Source organism: Faecalitalea cylindroides (genome assembly GCF_028321995.1).
GTDB lineage: Bacteria > Bacillota_I > Bacilli_A > Erysipelotrichales > Erysipelotrichaceae > Faecalitalea > Faecalitalea cylindroides.
This window is the reverse complement of record NZ_JAQLXG010000005.1, coordinates 88459-106264: the sequence shown is the minus strand read 5'-3', so window position 1 is coordinate 106264 and position 17806 is coordinate 88459. Positions and strand designations below refer to the sequence as shown.

20 protein-coding genes and 1 other annotated feature are annotated in these 17806 nt (G+C 34.8%); of the genes, 3 read left to right on the top strand and 17 right to left on the bottom strand.

Features of this window, described 5'->3' with window-relative positions:
- Positions 1-10: 10 nt before the first annotated feature.
- From ileS to PND65_RS04505, 3 genes are all read right to left on the bottom strand, one after another.
- Complete coding sequence (ileS, locus tag PND65_RS04515; RefSeq protein ID WP_195190929.1) at positions 11-2737, bottom strand: isoleucine--tRNA ligase; 2727 nt, start codon at positions 2735-2737, stop codon at positions 11-13.
- Positions 2738-2771: 34 nt separating this feature from the next.
- Positions 2772-2993, bottom strand: a binding site (T-box leader).
- Positions 2988-3728 (bottom strand): YlmH family RNA-binding protein, encoded by a 741-nt coding sequence (locus PND65_RS04510; RefSeq protein ID WP_195190928.1) that lies wholly within the window; start codon positions 3726-3728, stop codon positions 2988-2990. (Overlaps the previous feature by 6 nt.)
- A 7-nt stretch (positions 3729-3735) precedes the next feature.
- Positions 3736-4173, bottom strand: a complete 438-nt coding sequence (locus tag PND65_RS04505) for a cell division protein SepF (RefSeq protein ID WP_035402341.1) — start codon at positions 4171-4173, stop codon at positions 3736-3738.
- Between the two features lie 186 nt (positions 4174-4359).
- Between PND65_RS04505 and PND65_RS04500 the strand changes: the two genes are divergently transcribed.
- The gene (locus PND65_RS04500; protein ID WP_035402339.1) at positions 4360-5133 is read left to right on the top strand and encodes a Cof-type HAD-IIB family hydrolase; all 774 of its coding nucleotides are present in this window, start codon (positions 4360-4362) and stop codon (positions 5131-5133) included.
- Here the strand turns inward: PND65_RS04500 and rnr are convergent.
- The 12 genes from rnr to gap form a co-directional block, all read right to left on the bottom strand.
- Positions 5130-7181 carry a ribonuclease R gene (gene rnr / locus PND65_RS04495; protein ID WP_271990685.1) on the bottom strand — a complete coding sequence of 684 codons (2052 nt, stop codon included), beginning with the start codon at positions 7179-7181 and terminating at the stop codon, positions 5130-5132. The genes PND65_RS04500 and rnr overlap by 4 nt on opposite strands.
- 42 nt (positions 7182-7223) lie before the next feature.
- Positions 7224-7454 (bottom strand): preprotein translocase subunit SecG, encoded by a 231-nt coding sequence (gene secG / locus PND65_RS04490; protein ID WP_022355951.1) that lies wholly within the window; start codon positions 7452-7454, stop codon positions 7224-7226.
- A 22-nt stretch (positions 7455-7476) separates the two neighbouring features.
- Positions 7477-8265: an HAD-IIA family hydrolase gene (locus PND65_RS04485; protein WP_022355952.1), complete on the bottom strand. Its 789-nt coding sequence runs from the start codon at positions 8263-8265 to the stop codon at positions 7477-7479.
- A gap of 23 nt (positions 8266-8288) precedes the next feature.
- The gene (gene nusG / locus PND65_RS04480; protein ID WP_015535723.1) at positions 8289-8834 is read right to left on the bottom strand and encodes a transcription termination/antitermination protein NusG; all 546 of its coding nucleotides are present in this window, start codon (positions 8832-8834) and stop codon (positions 8289-8291) included.
- 14 nt (positions 8835-8848) lie between these two features.
- Positions 8849-9046, bottom strand: a complete 198-nt coding sequence (gene secE / locus PND65_RS04475) for a preprotein translocase subunit SecE (RefSeq protein WP_087158811.1) — start codon at positions 9044-9046, stop codon at positions 8849-8851.
- An 8-nt stretch (positions 9047-9054) separates the two neighbouring features.
- Positions 9055-9204: a 50S ribosomal protein L33 gene (gene rpmG, locus PND65_RS04470; protein WP_022355955.1), complete on the bottom strand. Its 150-nt coding sequence runs from the start codon at positions 9202-9204 to the stop codon at positions 9055-9057.
- A gap of 54 nt (positions 9205-9258) precedes the next feature.
- A complete protein-coding gene (locus PND65_RS04465) occupies positions 9259-9855 on the bottom strand; it encodes a hypothetical protein (protein ID WP_035402332.1) in 597 nt (198 codons plus the stop codon).
- Between the two features lie 31 nt (positions 9856-9886).
- On the bottom strand, positions 9887-10591 hold the full coding sequence (gene rlmB, locus PND65_RS04460; protein WP_271990688.1) for a 23S rRNA (guanosine(2251)-2'-O)-methyltransferase RlmB: 705 nt from the start codon (positions 10589-10591) through the stop codon (positions 9887-9889).
- Positions 10588-10974: a Mini-ribonuclease 3 gene (locus tag PND65_RS04455; RefSeq protein ID WP_271990691.1), complete on the bottom strand. Its 387-nt coding sequence runs from the start codon at positions 10972-10974 to the stop codon at positions 10588-10590. The genes rlmB and PND65_RS04455 overlap by 4 nt, the downstream gene beginning before the upstream one ends.
- Positions 10974-12323 carry a cysteine--tRNA ligase gene (gene cysS, locus PND65_RS04450; protein WP_271990694.1) on the bottom strand — a complete coding sequence of 450 codons (1350 nt, stop codon included), beginning with the start codon at positions 12321-12323 and terminating at the stop codon, positions 10974-10976. The genes PND65_RS04455 and cysS overlap by 1 nt, the downstream gene beginning before the upstream one ends.
- Before the next feature lie 77 nt (positions 12324-12400).
- Positions 12401-12574 carry a hypothetical protein gene (locus PND65_RS04445; RefSeq protein ID WP_015535722.1) on the bottom strand — a complete coding sequence of 58 codons (174 nt, stop codon included), beginning with the start codon at positions 12572-12574 and terminating at the stop codon, positions 12401-12403.
- Positions 12575-12689: 115 nt separating this feature from the next.
- Complete coding sequence (gene gap / locus PND65_RS04440) at positions 12690-13703, bottom strand: type I glyceraldehyde-3-phosphate dehydrogenase (RefSeq protein WP_022355960.1); 1014 nt, start codon at positions 13701-13703, stop codon at positions 12690-12692.
- 184 nt (positions 13704-13887) lie between these two features.
- On the opposite strand from gap, the gene PND65_RS04435 reads away from it, so the two are divergent.
- A complete protein-coding gene (locus PND65_RS04435; protein WP_022356395.1) occupies positions 13888-14382 on the top strand; it encodes an Lrp/AsnC family transcriptional regulator in 495 nt (164 codons plus the stop codon).
- Positions 14379-15539: a pyridoxal phosphate-dependent aminotransferase gene (locus tag PND65_RS04430; RefSeq protein WP_271990696.1), complete on the top strand. Its 1161-nt coding sequence runs from the start codon at positions 14379-14381 to the stop codon at positions 15537-15539. Before PND65_RS04435 ends, PND65_RS04430 begins: the two co-directional genes overlap by 4 nt.
- A gap of 64 nt (positions 15540-15603) precedes the next feature.
- On the opposite strand, the gene PND65_RS04425 is transcribed toward PND65_RS04430, so the two are convergent.
- Entirely contained in the window at positions 15604-17304 is a 1701-nt protein-coding gene (locus PND65_RS04425) for a phospho-sugar mutase (protein WP_195294070.1), read from the bottom strand.
- Between the two features lie 184 nt (positions 17305-17488).
- Positions 17489-17755 carry a phosphocarrier protein HPr gene (locus tag PND65_RS04420; RefSeq protein ID WP_015535716.1) on the bottom strand — a complete coding sequence of 89 codons (267 nt, stop codon included), beginning with the start codon at positions 17753-17755 and terminating at the stop codon, positions 17489-17491.
- Positions 17756-17806 lie beyond the last annotated feature (51 nt).

Sequence of the window (17806 nt, the reverse complement as noted above, 5' to 3'; positions counted from 1 at the left end):
GTAAAGAGATTTATTTTGTTAAAACATCATGACAACGATCACAAAGACCATCTTCATGTTCAGCTTCTGTATAGTTCCAGCAACGTGGGCAAACATGTCCATTTGCTTTTTCTACTTGAACTTGACAGCTTTCATATTGAGTTAGTTCATTGTCTGTGAATGTTACTTTAGAAACGATCAGCCACTGAGCTGGTTTATCTAGAATCTTATCGATCACAGCTTTTGTATCTGCATCTACATGGATCAATACATGCGCTTCCAAAGATTTACCAATTAACTGATTTGCACGAGCTTCTTCAAGTGCTTTAAATACATCCTTACGAACAGCGAATAAAACATTCATTTCTTCGCGAAGTTTTTCTGTATCAAAATCTAAATCTAACTTTTTAAAGCTTTCTAAATGAATAGATGTTTCATTAAACTTCATGAAACTATTGATTTCTTCAGTCGTATGACAAAGAATTGGAGCCCATAATTTGGCCAAGACTTCTACAGCTGTATAAAGTACAGTCTGTACTTCACGACGTGCACGATCATCCGTTTTTTCAATGTAAAGAATATCTTTTGTATAATCTAGATAATATGCAGATAACTCATTGGTCATCATAGTGGATAATGTAGTAACAATATCACCAAAACGATATTCATTGTAAGCTGGAATACATTCATCAACCATATCGTTTAAACGAACCAGCATATATTTGTTTAAATCAGAAAGTTCATTGAATGGTAAACAATCTTCTTTCGTGAATGTATTGTCATCTAAATTTGCCATCAAGAAACGGAATGTATTACGAACTTTACGATAGTTCTCTGATACTTGTTTCAAGATGTTTTGACCCATGGAGCAGTCTGCCTGATAATCGACACTACATGCCCATAGACGTAAGATGTCAGCTCCATATTTCTTCGTAATTTCACTTGGAGCAACCGCATTCCACTGTGATTTTGACATCTTAACTCCCTTTTCATCCATGACAAATCCATGTGATAAAACTTGTTTATAAGGAGCTTTACCATAAACTGCAGTTCCTACGATCAAACTAGAATTGAACCAACCACGATATTGGTCAGAACCTTCAAAATATAAATCTGCAGGATATCCTAAACCACGCTTTAACATAGCAGGTGTATGGCTGGAACCTGAATCAAACCATACATCCATCGTATCTACTTCTTTTCTAAAGATACCGTTTGGAGAATGTTCACTTGTATACCCCTCAGGAAGAAGATCTTTGGCTTCTCTTTCAAACCATACATTTGATCCATATTCTCTAAACAAGTCAGAAACATGATCAAAAATTGCTTCATCCATCAATGGAGTATCATCTTCACCATAAATAATAGGAATTGGAACACCCCATGCACGCTGTCTTGAGATACACCAGTCTGTACGATCTGCAATCATGTTATGCATACGCTGTTCACCCCAAGATGGCACCCATTTAATGGAATGAATTTCATTTAATAATTCATCGCGAATCTTATCAATAGAAGCAAACCACTGAGTCGTTGCTCTAAAGATGATTGGTTTTTTAGTACGCCAGTCATGTGGATATGCGTGAGTAATAAATGTTAGGTTCAATAAAGCGCCTAATTCATCTAATTTCATCGTTACGGTTTTATTCGCATCAAGTACATATTGTCCTTCAAGCCATTCCCCACATGAAGCCATCATTTTTCCTTGTTCATCGACATTACAGTATACTGGTAAGCCATATTTTGCACCAATATAGAAGTCATCAGCACCAAATGCAGGAGCTGTATGAACGCAACCAGTACCAGCATCCGCTGTAACATAGTCTGCCAACATTAATAAGCTTTCACGTTCAGGATACAAAGGATGAGTACAAGTAATATATTCAAATTCCTTACCCTTGAATGTTTTGATTACTTCATATTCTTTACATTCAAATTTTGGACATAATGTTTCAACTAATTCTTCCAACATGACCAATTTACCCTTATCGGTATTTACCAATGCATAAGTAAATTGAGGATGAACCGCAATTCCTAGGTTAGCCGGAATTGTCCATGGAGTTGTCGTCCAGATGACAAAATAGGTATCTGTATCAAGCACGCCTTTTCCATCTTTAACCTGGAATTTTACATAAATTGTTGGCGATTTGATATCTTTATATTCAACTTCAGCTTCCGCTAATGCTGATTCGCTGCTTGGTGACCAATAAACTGGTTTTAATCCTTTATAGATCAATCCTTTCATTGCCATTTTTCCAAAAATCTTGATTTGTTCAGCTTCAAAATCTTTTGTCAGTGTAATATAAGGATGATCATAATCGCCAATAGAACCCAAAGATAAGAATCCTTGTTTTTGTTTTTCAACCTGCTCCATAGCATAGTCATAACAAATTTTTCTAAATTCAGCTAAAGGCATCTTTTTGCGATCATAACCTAATTTTGTAACAGCTGTTTCAATAGGAAGACCATGAGTATCCCAACCAGGAATATACGGAATCTTATATCCTTCCATATAATGAGAACGGTTGATAACATCTTTTAAGATTTTGTTTAAAGCATGTCCTAAATGAATATCCCCATTGGCATATGGAGGACCATCATGAAGGATAAAAGGTTTAGCGTCTTCTCTTTGTTCCAACATTTTTTCAAATAAATGATTTTCTTGCCATGATTTTTGGATTCCAGGTTCTTTCTTTGGCAAATTACCACGCATTTCAAAACCTGTTTTAGGCATGTGTAGTGTTTCTTTGTAATCCATTTTTACTCTCCTTTTCCATAAAAAAAACGTCCTCTCTAAGGACGTTAATAACGCGGTACCACCTTAGTTCACAAATCAAACGATTTGTGCCCTTAAACAAGTTTATAACGGTGCTTAACCGGATTTTTTTACTATTAGTTCAAAAAATCAGCTAAGAAGTGATACCAGAAAATCTATCTATATATCTTTTTCACCAATACAAGATACTCTCTAAAAAGAATCGAAATTCTGACGCGTCTTCTATAATTGCTTAGATAAACTTATCAAATCGAAGTAATAGACGTCCCTTTTTCGTTACAGTTTTTACTTCTTTAAACTGAAAACGTCCACATCTTCGGATTGAAACAAAATCATTATTGCATAATTGTCGATTTTCTTCAAGTACGACATCATTAAGTTTTACAAAACCACGACGCAGCATCATTGTCGCTTCACTTCTTGATACATGTGCTAAGCTGGATATAATCGCATCCAGACGCAATGAAGATGCATTCACAAGAATTTCCTCGGTCAATTTAGAAGTAATCGTAATATTATCTAGTATTTCAAAAGAAACAGGACAATTTGCGATTCGATTCGTATTTTGCATGATATATTCAGCCATCTTCTCTTTGACAAAAATAATGATGCGATCCTCTTCAACGATCAAATCTCCCAGCATTTCTCTTTCGATACCTAAATTCATTAAAGCTCCAAGAACATCTTTATGAGAAACCTTGCGAAATCTTAGATCGACCTTAGAAACAAGGATCGTTATTCCATATTCAAAATCTGTTTCATAAGAAGAAAAACAAGCGACTTTTCTTTGTGCATTTTCATATCCACCATATAGTGAATACATTATTTTTTTACCAGCTAATTTTTGTACGATTTCTTGTTGAACAGGCGTTAAAAAAGAGGTCTGAACCATTTGATATCGTTTCTGGCATGATCGTATTTGATCCTGTATTTGCGATATAAATAATTCATGACCTTTTTCGTTAAAATTCATTTATTGACTATTCTTCATCAAAATCGTCAGGATTTCCTAAATTGATCTGTCCTTGAACACCAATCTGAGCTGGAGAACATAAGATCACATTCTGACCAATTTTTTGAATTTTTCCGTCTAAAGCAAAAACAACACCTGTTAAAAAGTCAATTGTACGCTGTGCATAATCTCTGTCAAGTTTATGCAAATTAACAACAACAGCACGACCTTCTTTTAATCGCTGTCCTACTTCTTCTGCCTCAGTAAAACTTCTTGGTTCAAATAATACCATTTTAGTATTTGCACTCAAAGTTGATGCATTAGTACGACTTTTTGGCCTTTCATAGCGACTTTGAGTTTCCACAGGTTCTTCTACAACTGGCTGCACTTTTTCAGTTGCTTCATAACCTTCATCTTCGTCTTCAATTGGAGCAACAAAGTCTTTAACTTTATCCATAAATCCCATGGGAAAAACCTCCTTACTGCCATTAATTATATCACAATCCATTCATATGAAAAGGCAAAACACAAAAAAAACCTTTTTTTCTAATTGGAATTTGTACGTATAAATACTTTTTGTATTTAACAAAAAAGAATTGGACAATTAAATTGAATTCCTTATAATCGAATTTGTATAGAAAGGAATTCGAATATGGTCAAAATTATATTTTTTGATATTGATGGAACATTGATTGATATTGATGCCGATGATATGAGCGACAAAACAAAATATGCTCTACAAAAACTCAAAGAAAACAAAATTTTAATTTTTGCGGCTACTGGAAGGCCATATTATATCGTACCTAAATTTGATGGTATCGAATTTGATGGCTTTTTGACTTTTAATGGACAATTGTGTCTTTACAACGATGAGATCATTTATGAAAATCACTTAGATCCTCAAGATGTCAAAAAAGTCATACAAAACGCATCCGAAATAGATAAAGCTTGCATGGCAGCTTCCGATACATTAATGGGTGCCAACTTCTATGATAAAAAACTTGATGATTATATGTTGATTGCCGATCCTAATGGAGCCAAAGTCTTACAAAACTTTGATGAACTGATCAAAGAGAATATCTACCAAATGATGGTTGCAGCTACAAAAGATCAAGAGCCAATGATCTTAAAAGATCTAAATCACACAACTTGTACACGATGGCATCCTGATGCAATGGACATCATACCAGCCACTGGTGGTAAAGGTATTGGAACCAAAAAAATCTTGGAGTATTTTGGTTTTTCTGCAGATGAATCTATGGCATTTGGCGATGGCGGTAACGATAAAGATATGTTGGAAACTGTTGGATGCGGTATTGCCATGGGAAATGCTGTAGAAAGCGTAAAACAAGTTGCCAACTATGTCACAAAACCAGTGAGCGAAGATGGTGTATACTGGGCTTTAAAACATTTTAATCTTATCTAACAAAGGGCAAAGGTGATTTGCCCTTTGTTTATATCTGTTTCCATGCATACTACGTTAACACTTTGACCAATCTGATATCGATTCCCTGTCATTTGCGCTTGTAATGACATTGTATCTTCATCAAATTCATAGAAATCATCATATAGTGATCGGATAGGAACCAAGCCTTCGATCGTATTCTCCAATTCAACGAAGAATCCAAAGCTCTGCACACCAACAATTGTTCCTTTAAATCGCTTTCCAATTCTAGAAGACATATAAAGAGCTTTTTCGTAATCATCGACTTTACGTTCTATCGCAATCGCATCTCTTTCTTTTGAAGATACATGCAAACTTTGTTCCTGAATGATTTCCATATCATATCGTGGATCTTTTTTACACTCCTCAAAACAGTATTTTCTTAACATACGGTGAACGATAAGATCTGAATATCGGCGAATTGGTGATGTGAAATGGCAATATTCCGATAAAGCCAATCCATAATGACCAATACATTTTTCATCATAACGGGCTTTTTGCATTGTTCTTAAAGCTACAATTGAAAGAATTTCTTTATTTGCTGGATCTTTCACTTGTTCTAATAACAACTGAATATCCTTGGCTTGAATATGCTCTGGATCAAAATTAATTTCTTCGTGTAAGATATCCGCAATAGAGCATAAAGAATAAACCTTTTTTGGATCTGGATCTTCATGCACACGATACATGCAAGGCAAGCTATGTGAATGTAAATAATTAGCCACACATACATTAGCTAAAATCATGCATTCTTCAATCATCTGCTCCGCAAATCCTCTGCTTTTCAATTGTACATCAACAGGTTTGCCGTTTTTATTTAATATAATTTTGGCTTCTTTTGAATTAAAATCAATACATCCTCTTTCCATGGATTTTTCTTGTAAACTTCTTGCGCATTTTTCTAATCGTAATAAAAGATCTTTTACATTGTCGTATTCAGCTAAAACACTTGGATCATTTTCGAGCAACGCATTCACTTTCGCATACGTGCAGCGTTGATCCGAATGTATCAGACTTGGAACAATGGTATACGATGTGCATTTTCCTGCTGTATCAATATGCATTTTACAAGTTAGCGTACATCGATCTACATTTGGATTTAATGAACAGATTCCATTCGACAATTCAAATGGAAGCATTGGTACAACTCGATCAGCTAAATAAATGCTTGTTGAGCGTAAATAAGCTTCTTTATCTATCGCACTATTTTTCTTTACATAATGACTTACATCAGCAATATGAACATATAAGATATAGCCCTGTTCATCCTCTTCAATAGAAATCGCATCATCAAAATCTCTTGCATCATCCCCATCGATCGTTACAGTTTTTAACATTCGATAATCAACACGATTCATTCTATCCTTTTCTGTAACAACTTGATCCAGTTTTTTAACTTCCTTTTTAATATGCTCATTGAAATTTATTCGTACATTATTTTCATATAACATCGCATCGATATCGACACCTTTTTCATGTTCTTTTCCTAATACGGCTGAAATTTTTGTTTCTAAAGGATCTTTGTACTTTATAATATCCAGCACAGCTTTTGTACGATGCTCAATCTTAAAATCTTTTTTATTACGGATGATGATTGGTCGATGAAAATCAACATCACTATAAAAGATCAATTCATTTCTTCGACGATAAAATGTACCGGTAATTTTTTTGATGCCGTGTGAAAAGACATGAATGATCTTGTTCTGTTTTTCCTTTTCCAGTACAAGCACTTCATCTTTTTCGAAAACATTTCGGCTGTTTCTTTTATCAACGCGAATCTTGCGATCTGCACAATTGACTAAAAACTCAAAACGAGAAATATCTTTTACGCTCCCTATAAACATACAGGATGGATCGATATATTGATATATATGGTGATCATTAAAAATCAACTTTTCTTCCTCCATCTCGTTTAAAGAACGTATCATATTTGTAAAGTCTTTACTTGTTCTTGGTTTACAAGCTTTTTCGATTTCTTTTAGGGTTGCTTGTTGATGAATTTTTAAATATTCTAGAATTTGATTTTTCATAAAAAACCTCCTTTCCAAAAAAAAAGAGCTTAATGCCCTTTTTTAAACGATCTGCAAAGCAATGACCAACGCAAAGAATACGATACCGCAAACCAAAGTCATACGGCTAATAAACTTTTCTGGTCCACGTTCTTTTGTTACCGCAAACAAGTTCAAATCACCACTTCCGGTAAATGCAGCAGATAAACCATCTGATTTACCACTCTGCAAAAGAACTAAAATAATAATTACAGCACTTAGGCACATTAATATAACATTCAAAATATCTTCCATTTTGTTCACTCTTTCTACGTTTCTAGATTGTATCATTATTATGATCAAAAATCAATGCTGGTAATTCCATCAAATGATCAATTACATATGTCGGGTGAATATTGAGTCGTTTGATATCCTCTTTTGTATGAACGCCAGTCTGTACAAATACAGTTTCAATATTCGCATTTTGTCCGAGTTTTATATCTGTTTCTAAGTTATCTCCAACAAGAAGAATATCATTACGATCCAATTCAAAATGATCCAGACATAAATCTAAAATAGGGGTTGCCGGTTTTCCAATATCAGGACTTATTTGATTTGAAGCGTATTCAAACATCTTGACAATACTTCCATTTCCTATTTCAAATCCTTTTGGGCTTGCCAGGATACGATCTTTATTTGTACCTATTAACTTGGCACCTTTCAACAGATACGCCAAATATTGAGAATATTCCTGATAAGTCGCTTCTTTATTCAATCCAACAAAGACAGCCTGCGGATGCTTTGGATCATATTCTATGGAAGACAGTTCCATCGCTTCCTTTAATCCATCTTTGCCTAAATACACTGCTCTTTTGATTGAATACTGTTTTTTTGCGTATGCACAGGCAGCCATGGCACTATTAAAAAACTGTTCACTCGAAATTCCTGAGTATCCCATGTCTAACATATGCTTCACGTTTTGTGCGCGTGTACGCATTGCATTATTCGTTAAGAAGATAAAAGGAATCTTATTTTCAAGACAATAATCAATAAATTCTTTAGCACTTTGTATGATTTGAGAACCACGATACATCGTGCCATCCAGATCTAAAACAACCGTTTTCATTTCAACCTCCAAAAAAAGAAAGTCTAGTCGACTTTCTTTAGATCCATATAAGGAATATCTGTAGGTGTTTCACGTCCGAATAAAATCAATAAAACAGTTGCCTCTTTCTTGTCATCATCCATTTTTTCAACTGTTCCTTCACTATTTTTAAATGCACCATTCAAGATTTCTACAGTATCTCCAACCTCAAAATCAACCTGAACAGACATATCCTGACGCCCTAAGCGACGTAAAACAGAATCAATTTCTTCCTGTGATACAGGGAATGGTTTAGCCCCTTTACCACTAGAGCCAATAAATCCTGTAACACCTGGCGTGTTACGAACTACATACCATGCTTCATCTGTCATGATCATTTGTACAAGTACATAACCAGAGAATAGATTTTTAGTTTTTTCAACAGGTTTACCGTTCTTATATTCAATTTCTTTTTCTTCCGCTACAACGATCTGAAACAATGAATCTTCTAAACCCATCGTTTTTACACGACGTTCAAGGTTTTCTTTAACACGATTTTCCTGTCCAGCATAGGTATTAACTACATACCATTCTTTCTTCAATTCAGCCATGTTTTCCTCCTAAATTAAGCTTTAACAATAAAATTGATCAAACCAGAAGCCACCAATTCACAAATAAAGAAATAAACTCCAAATAATAAAGTGAAAAGAATGACCATTCCACTTGTAGACATCAATTCTTTAAAAGTTGGCCATTTAACTGTTTTCAGTTCTCTGATTACACCAGCTGGTGAATAAACTCGATCTTTTTTTTCTTTTGCCATGATATCCCTCACTTCGTTTCCTTATGCAAAGTGTGTTTTTTACACTTTGGGCAGTATTTTTTTATTTCAAGACGCTGCAAATGCGTCTTTTTATTTTTTTCAGTTACATAGTTCCTAGATAAACATTCAGTACATGTAAGGATTACTTTGTCAGCCATAATCTTACCTCCCTTTTGTAACTAATAAAATGTAACATCAAATCAAGCATTCTGTCAATCCGATAAAATATACTTTTTCATTTTATTTATGCGATAACGAATACTTCTTACATTCATTTGAAGTTTTTCCGCAATAAATGCTGTACTAAAACCCTCCTGTTTTAATTCTAATATTTTTAGATCAAGCTCTGTAAACACGTTTTTCGCATCTGTTAATTTTTCCTCTACCTCAAGATGTAACATGACTTCTTCATGTACTGATTCGTTGCTTTGCGAAATCGCATTATTTAAATCTAAGTATTTTGAATCTTCTTTGACATAGTGATAGATTGGAAGCATTTTATACGAAATGGTTCTTTCACGTGAATAGCTTCGAACAACATTAACAACCATATTGTATAAGGAACGACGATAAAACGAAGTAAATGAACCATTGTATCCATAACGAAAATGTTCAAGGCATTTCACAAGAAGATAGTCTGCACGACTTAGAACATCTTTATAGATGGCCGTTCTATTATCTTGAAAATCACATTTTTCCTGTAATATTTTAATGACCATGGGTCGATAAAATTCAATGATTTCTTTTAGTGCATATTCATCTTTTTGATAGTAGTTATAAATTAATTCATTAACATTTTCTTTCTTCATGTTTCGCCTTTACTCTCTACAAATACGTAAATCATCGATCAGAGAATATCTGGTACAGTAAAACAGCACACGCTACACTAGCATTTAACGATGTGATCGTACCTACCATCGGCAATGAAACCATATAGTCACACTGTTTTTTTACCAAAGGTGATATTCCCTTCCCCTCTGATCCAATGACGAGGACCAAAGGCACATCATAGATACCTTCACGGTAATCGCGGGCATTGTCCATGTCACTGCCAACGACCCAGTATCCTTCTTTTTTTAGATTCCGTAACGTTTGCGAAAGATTAGTAACGATGCTGACAGGAACAGTATATGCTGCACCTGTGCTGACTTTAATAGCAGTTGGAGTTAAAGGAGAACTATTATGCTTAGTAATAAAGACACCTTGAACACCTGTACAGTCACAAGTTCTTAAAATGGCTCCTAAATTATGTGGATCTTGAATGCCGTCCAAAGCTACAAACAACCCTGGAGTTTTGGCCTTCTTTAGTAATTCTTCATAAGAATATGTCTTTATATCTTGTGTCTCACATATGATTCCCTGATGATGCGGATTCCCTGCTTTTTTATCCATCTGAGCGCGATTTAAAAACGTATAAGGAAGTTTTAGAGCTTGAACTCTCTGCAAGATCCTTTTGTCCTTAAGATCTTTTAAAAGATAAATCTGTTCAATTAAATCTGCATCTCTTTCAATCATGGTAAAAACATTTTTTCCATATACGATCATAGTTTGTCTCCATATTCTATTACTTTATCTAAAAGTAGTTCAAGTCGATCTTGATGTTCATATAAATATAAATATCCAATCAAAGCCTCCAATGCGGTTGCTTCTAGATAAGTTTTCCCATCCGCATTCTTTGCCTTAGAGTGAATTGTAGCATTTCTTCCTCTTTGAAGAATTTCACATTCCACTTCGTTAAAAAAATTTTCTTCACGAAGCGTTGATAAGATACAAGCCTGTCCTTTTGCACTACAGATACGTGCACTCTTCTTTTGTAGAATATCAGCTTTTCGATACCCTTTTTTTAAAATGTGTTCTCGCACCTTAAGTGTCATAATCGCATCACCAATCCAGGCAAGACTTGTCGCATTCTCAGTAACGATTTCCATTATAGAATTCCTTTGTCCTGCAGGATAGTTCTATATTCATCAGCTTTTGCGAAATCTTTTTCCTTTTTAGCATCCTGCCATTTCTGATACGTTGCTTTATCTGCATCACTTAATGTAATATGATCTAATTTAATACCAAGAACATACATCATTTTTTCTAGAACATTTACCAAAGAAGCTACTTTATTTTCATCAATTTCTCTTACGCGCAAAGATTGATTGAGAATTTTGACTGTTTCAAATACCTGCGCTATGGCATTTGGTGTATTTAGATCATCGTTGATCTCATCAATGAACTTTGTCCATAGATCTTCATCATAAGAATCAACATTCTTAAAATTGACAAGCTGTAATTTTACAATAGCTTGTTTATAAGCAGATTGAATTTTTGTTAATTCCTTTTTAGCTGTATCAATTATTTCATCAGATAAGTTCAATGGAGCTCTGTAATGAGCAGAAATCAAGACCCAGCGAATCGTATTACCTCCATGATGCGCAATTAGATCTTTTGCCCATAGCTTGCTTTTTTGTTCTTCCGTCATAGTAGACTTAGAAACTTTGGCGCCATCAATATTGATCATACCATTGTGTACCCACATGTTGGCAAGATGTGTATGATTACATACTTCACATTGGGCAACTTCATTTTCATGATGTGGGAATTTTAGATCCAATCCTCCACCATGAATATCGATCAACGGTTTCTTAAATACATTTTGTATCATGACTACACATTCAGTATGCCAACCAGGTCGTCCTTTTGACCAAGGTGAATCCCATTTGATTCCTTTTTCAGTAACTTTCCATAAAGTAAAATCTAATGGATTTTCCTTTTTTGTATTTTCATCAATACGTGCTCCAACCATTAAATCTTCCATTTTTTGATGTGATAATTCACCATACTTCGGATCACTGCTTACACGGAAATAAACATCTCCATCTACAACATATGCAGATCCATTTTTAACCATTTTATCAATAAATTCAATGATCTGATCCATCGTTTCAGTCACTCTAGGTGCTACATCTGGAAGATCAGCATTCAAGTTATTTCTAACTTCATTATACGCCTCAATATATTTATCAGTAATCTCTTTTTCTGAGACATTGTTTTCAATAGCCGCATTGATGATCTTGTCATCTACATCCGTGTAATTAGAAACAAATGTAACATCCAATCCTTGAGCACTTAAAGCTTTCTTTAATGTATCAAAGACCGCAATAGGTCGAGCATTTCCGATATGAGGATAATTGTAAACTGTAGGTCCACATACATACATGGATACCTTTCCCGGTTCAATTGGTTTTAATTCTTCAAGTTGCAGCGAATAACTATTATATAATTTCATAATGGGCTCCCTTCATATAGTGTAAAAAAGCATAAGTAAATACCTATGCTTCGATCATAAATACAGTTTGAAACAAGTTATTTTATTTGTGTTTGTTCATCCATTTCTAGAGATAGATCACGAAATTGTGCTAAAAGTTCTGGATCGATTCCATCTTCTTTCATACGCTCTAAATATGCAGCGTCTAAATCATTAACATCTTTGGTCAAATTATCTCTATCTTCATCAATCAAACGTGTTTTAATTGCCATAGAACACACCTCGTTTCAATATATTTAGAATACCCTATAATCACCTTTTTTTCAAGGCAGGCACATACAAGAAAAAAAGGATCCATAAGGATCCTTTTGATCATACATCAAGTTCTTACTTTAATTCAGAGAAGTATTTGATTGTACGAACCATCTGGCTAGTGTATGAATTTTCGTTGTCATACCAAGAAACAACCTGTACATGAGTGTTTCCATCAGCCATTTCATGAGCCATTGTCTGAGTAGCATCAAACAATGAACCATAACGCATACCGATGATGTCGCTAGATACTAACTGTTCTTCAGTATAACCGAAAGATTCAGTAGCAGCAGCTTTCATAGCAGCATTGATTTCATCTACAGTTACTTTTCCTTCAACAACTGCAACTAAGATAGTTGTAGATCCTGTAGGAGTTGGAACACGCTGAGCTGAACCGATAAGTTTTCCGTTCAATTCAGGGATAACTAGACCGATAGCCTTAGCAGCACCAGTAGAGTTAGGAACGATGTTAACTGCAGCAGCACGGCTACGACGTAGGTCACCTTTACGCTGAGGTCCATCAAGAGTCATCTGGTCACCAGTGTAAGCATGAACTGTAGTCATGATACCAGACTGGATTGGAGCTAATTTGTTCAATGCATTAGCCATTGGAGCCAAGCAGTTTGTTGTACAACTAGCTGCAGAGATAACAGTATCTTCTGGAGTTAAAGTTTCATGGTTTACATTGTAAACAATAGTTGGAAGGTCGTTTCCTGCTGGAGCAGAGATAACAACTTTACGAGCACCTGCTTTGATGTGTGCTTCAGCTTTAGCTTTAGAAGTATAGAATCCTGTACATTCCAAAACTACATCTACACCAAGGTCACCCCATGGCAATTTAGAAGCATCAGCTTCTGCATAAATTGTGATTTCTTTTCCATCAACTGTGATTGAATTTTCGCCAGCTGTTACTGTGTCAGCTTTAGCATAAGTACCCTGAGTTGAATCGTATTTCAACAAATGAGCTAACATTTTAGGGCTAGTCAAATCGTTGATAGCTACTACTTCATACCCTTCAGCACCAAACATCTGACGGAAAGCCAAACGTCCGATACGTCCAAATCCGTTGATTGCAACTTTTACTGTCATATCAGTAAATCCTCCTTTAATAATCATCAATATTATAGAATTTAGATACCCGTTTGTCAATGAATTAACTAGTCTAAAAGTGTAAATTATGTGTTAAAATATCTAAACCGTAATTCGTTAAATACTCTATATTTATTCCATTAAAAAAAAGTGTTAAAATATAGCTTATATAAGGAGGATCATTATGAATCAGTCAAAATTATTAGACTTGTTGGAAAGTGATGCACGACTAACGAGCCAGGATCTTGCCGATATTCTTAACGAGGATAAAGATGAGGTTGCCAAAGAAATCAAAAAATTAGAAGATGAAAAAATAATTTGTGGTTACCATACCGTTATAAATTATAACAAGGCATTACGAGACGAAAAAGTACTTGCCTATATAGAAGTGGACTGTATTCCACAAAGAAATAAAGGATATGATAAGACTGCATCTTTGATTGCAAATTATCCTGAAGTAGATACGATGTATTTATTAAGTGGTGATTGCGACTTTTTATGTTTGGTTCAAGGAAAAACAATGTTTGAAGTTGCACGTTTCGTATCTGATAAGATCGCCTGCGTTGAAGATGTCCGCAGCACAAAAACATTATTTGTCTTAAAGCAGTATAAACAAAGCGGTATCGTGATCGTTGATCAGGAAAAAGAAGAACAGCATAGATTGGTCGTGACACCATGAAAGAATTATCAAGAAAAGTAAAGGACATCAAGCCAAGTGGAATTCGTAAATTCTTTGATCTTGCCAATACGATGGAAGGCGTTATTTCACTTGGTGTAGGTGAACCGGATTTTAACACTCCTTGGCATATTTGTGAAAATGCAATTTATTCCATGAGTCAGGGAAAAACGCATTACACCGCAAATCGAGGATTATTAGAACTTAGACAGGAAATCTGTAAATTTCATAAAACTCGTTACAATCAAAACTACGATCCAGAAACGGAAACTTTGGTTACAGTTGGTGGATCGGAAGCTATCGATATAGCTTTTAGAGCATTACTTAATCCAGGTGATGAAGTAATCATGCTTGATCCTAACTATGTTGCCTATGCCCCAGCAGTTGAGTTAGCGGATGGCAAATGCGTTATGATCCAGTTAAAAGAAGAAAACGATTTTAAACTTTTACCTGAAGATCTAAAGAACGCTATTACCGATAAAACGAAAGCTTTGATGATCAACTTCCCTAGTAACCCAACCGGTGGTGTCATGACATATGAAGACTATGAAAAACTTGTTCCAATCATAAAAGAATCAGGGATCTATGTTATAAGTGATGAAATCTACGCTGAACTCAGCTTTGATCAAGAATTTGCCAGTTTAGCACAATTTGAAGAAATTCGTGATCAGGTCATTGTCATTAATGGATTCTCTAAAGCTTTTGCTATGACGGGATGGCGTTTAGGATATGTTCTATCCAACAAAGAAATAAGTGCTCAAATGACAAAAATCCATCAATACATCATTATGTCAGCTCCAACTGCTGCACAATATGCTGGTTTAGAAGCACTAAGAAACGGTATAGATGATGTACTTGTAATGAAAAATGATTATTTAAACCGAAGAAATTTGCTGGTTAATCGTTTAAATCGCATGGGACTAAAAACAAACATGCCTCATGGAACATTCTATGTTTTCCCAAACATTCAAATTACCGGGCTCTCCAGTGATGAATTCTGTGAAAAGCTTCTTGAAGAAGAAAAGGTTGCCTGTGTACCAGGAACAGCCTTTGGTGAAAGCGGAAAAGGATTTATACGCATCTCTTATGCTTACAGCTTAGATCACATCAAAGAAGCTTGCGATCGCATTGAACATTTCATTTCGTCTAGAATTAAATAGCAGCTGACTAATCAGCTGCTTTTTTTCTTACTTAAAAAGATCAGGAATTGTAATATTCCTGATCTTATGATTGTGTTAATTCTTTCATTGCCTGTTGGAAATGAACTGTTTTATTATGAGCATCTTCTTTAGAAGCTCCTTTGATACAATAGTAGAATTTACATTTTGGTTCTGTTCCGCTAGGTCTTACTGCAATCCAGCTTCCATCTTCTAGATAGTATTTCAATACATCTGACTTTGTGAAGCCAGTCAATTCAGTAACTTTGTCACCTTCTTTGATCACACATTCTTTATAATCTTCGCTCTTAACAACTTTCGTTCCACCAATTTCAGCTGGAGAATCCTTTCTTAGATTTGCGAGAATTTCTTTGATTCGGTTCGCTCCTGCTTCACCAGACAATGTTAATGCAACTTGACTTTCTTCATATGTTCCATGACGATCGTACAAACTGTCTAATACATCAACAAGATCTTTTCCTTCCTGTTTATAGTAAGCACAAGCTTCTGCCAACATCAAACAAGCTTGAGGAGCATCTTTGTCACGAACAAAAGGTTTGATCAATGATCCATAACTTTCTTCATAACCAAATACATAATTCTTTTCGTGTGTTACTTCATATTTGGCAACTTTTTCTCCAATGAATTTAAATCCAGTTAATGTCTTTTCAGTCGTAACACCATAATCAGCTGCGACTTTCTCACCTAAATCGCTTGTTACAACAGTATTGAACATAACAGGGTTTTCAGGCATTTTATTCTGTTTTGTCAATTGAGAACAAATATATTCAATTTCTACTGAACCAGACTGATTACCCGTTAATACAACATATTCACCATTGTGTTTTACACCTACACCCATTCTATCAGCATCTGGATCACATACTAATATCAAATCTGCATCATTTTTCTTTGCATATTCCAAAGCCAATTCATAAGCTCCTGGTTGTTCTGGATTTGGAGTTGGTGTATTTGAAAAATCTGGATCTGGTGTGCATTGTTCTTCAACAGGAATACAAGTATAACCAGCACGTTTATAAACTTCTTGAACTGGAATATTGGCTGTACCATGTTCTGGCGAAAATACGATCTTAATATCTTTATTTACATCCGGATTTAACTGAATGCTTAAAACATTTTTATAGTATTCTTCATCAACATCTTTACCTATAACAGTAATTAATTTTTTCTGTTCTTCTGTACAATTTGCATCAATAGCCAATTCATCTTCGATTGCATTAACTTGATCGATAACCTGTGCAGCTAAAGAAGGAATCAACTGACATCCTTTATCATCATACAATTTATATCCGTTATATTCTTTTGGATTATGACTTGCGGTAATCATGATACCCCCAAAACATCCTAAATGACGAACCGCAAAACTTAATTCTGGTGTAGGTCGTAGTGATTCGAATACATAAGATCGAATATTATTTTTAGCTAAAAGATCAGCACAGTCAAAAGCAAATTCTCTAGACATATGACGATTATCATATCCAATAGCAATACCTTTTTCACAAGCTTCTTTACCAGCGGCAATAATATAATTTGCATACCCTTGTGTTGCTTTACGAATCGTATGAATATTAATACGATTTGTACCCGGACCTAATAGTCCTCTCATTCCAGCTGTACCAAATTCAATTAATGTATAGAATGCATCGTTTTTTTCTTCTTCGTTCATATTTTCTAATACATCTTTATAACGAGCATCTAGATTTGGGTGATTCACCCATTTTTCATATCTTTCTTGAGTTAAAGACATAATAAATTCCTCCTGTTAAATTTCTAATGGAATTATAGCACAATTTGAGCAATATGTAATCGTTTTCAATCAAATATGATTAAAATCCATTGATCTTTTCAAAAATTCTCATATTGTTTTCCATATGAAAATAAAGAGGTCGACACAATTTAGTCAACCTCTTTCTTATCCTTAACTATTATAATTAAGCGATGATTTTCTGTGCGCGCAATACTTCTTCGATTGCAGCTACAGCAGCTTCTTCGTCTTCACCAGTACAGCTGATAGTAATTTCAGACTGAGTTGGGATTCCTAAAGACATAACACCCATGATTGATTTCATGTTTACTTCACGTCCTTTGAAAGCTACATTGATTTCACTTTTAAATTTACTTGCAGCATTTACAGCTACTGTTGCAGGACGTGCATGCAATCCAACTGGATCGATTACAGTTACAGTTACTTGTTTCATTATTAATTCCTCCTAATAAACCTAAAAATATTTTAGTCCATTTTTATCAAT

Bases quoted from the DNA above. Each gene is read 5' to 3' on its own strand.
- gap (WP_022355960.1), bottom strand. From the start codon at position 13,703: ATGACAGTAAAAGTTGCAATCAACGGATTTGGACGTATCGGACGTTTG.
- secE (WP_087158811.1), bottom strand. From the start codon at position 9,046: ATGGCAAAAGAAAAAAAAGATCGAGTTTATTCACCAGCTGGTGTAATC.
- PND65_RS04455 (WP_271990691.1), bottom strand. From the start codon at position 10,974: ATGGAAATCGTTACTGAGAATGCGACAAGTCTTGCCTGGATTGGTGAT.
- rpmG (WP_022355955.1), bottom strand. From the start codon at position 9,204: ATGGCTGACAAAGTAATCCTTACATGTACTGAATGTTTATCTAGGAAC.
- PND65_RS04425 (WP_195294070.1), bottom strand. From the start codon at position 17,304: ATGTCTTTAACTCAAGAAAGATATGAAAAATGGGTGAATCACCCAAAT.
- PND65_RS04430 (WP_271990696.1), top strand. From the start codon at position 14,379: ATGAAAGAATTATCAAGAAAAGTAAAGGACATCAAGCCAAGTGGAATT.
- nusG (WP_015535723.1), bottom strand. From the start codon at position 8,834: ATGGCTGAATTGAAGAAAGAATGGTATGTAGTTAATACCTATGCTGGA.
- PND65_RS04465 (WP_035402332.1), bottom strand. From the start codon at position 9,855: ATGAAGAAAGAAAATGTTAATGAATTAATTTATAACTACTATCAAAAA.
- secG (WP_022355951.1), bottom strand. From the start codon at position 7,454: ATGGAAGATATTTTGAATGTTATATTAATGTGCCTAAGTGCTGTAATT.
- PND65_RS04505 (WP_035402341.1), bottom strand. From the start codon at position 4,173: ATGGGATTTATGGATAAAGTTAAAGACTTTGTTGCTCCAATTGAAGAC.
- PND65_RS04435 (WP_022356395.1), top strand. From the start codon at position 13,888: ATGAATCAGTCAAAATTATTAGACTTGTTGGAAAGTGATGCACGACTA.
- ileS (WP_195190929.1), bottom strand. From the start codon at position 2,737: ATGGATTACAAAGAAACACTACACATGCCTAAAACAGGTTTTGAAATG.
- PND65_RS04485 (WP_022355952.1), bottom strand. From the start codon at position 8,265: ATGAAAACGGTTGTTTTAGATCTGGATGGCACGATGTATCGTGGTTCT.
- cysS (WP_271990694.1), bottom strand. From the start codon at position 12,323: ATGAAATTATATAATAGTTATTCGCTGCAACTTGAAGAATTAAAACCA.
- PND65_RS04500 (WP_035402339.1), top strand. From the start codon at position 4,360: ATGGTCAAAATTATATTTTTTGATATTGATGGAACATTGATTGATATT.
- PND65_RS04445 (WP_015535722.1), bottom strand. From the start codon at position 12,574: ATGGCAATTAAAACACGTTTGATTGATGAAGATAGAGATAATTTGACC.
- rlmB (WP_271990688.1), bottom strand. From the start codon at position 10,591: ATGATCGTATATGGAAAAAATGTTTTTACCATGATTGAAAGAGATGCA.
- PND65_RS04510 (WP_195190928.1), bottom strand. From the start codon at position 3,728: ATGAATTTTAACGAAAAAGGTCATGAATTATTTATATCGCAAATACAG.
- PND65_RS04420 (WP_015535716.1), bottom strand. From the start codon at position 17,755: ATGAAACAAGTAACTGTAACTGTAATCGATCCAGTTGGATTGCATGCA.
- rnr (WP_271990685.1), bottom strand. From the start codon at position 7,181: ATGAAAAATCAAATTCTAGAATATTTAAAAATTCATCAACAAGCAACC.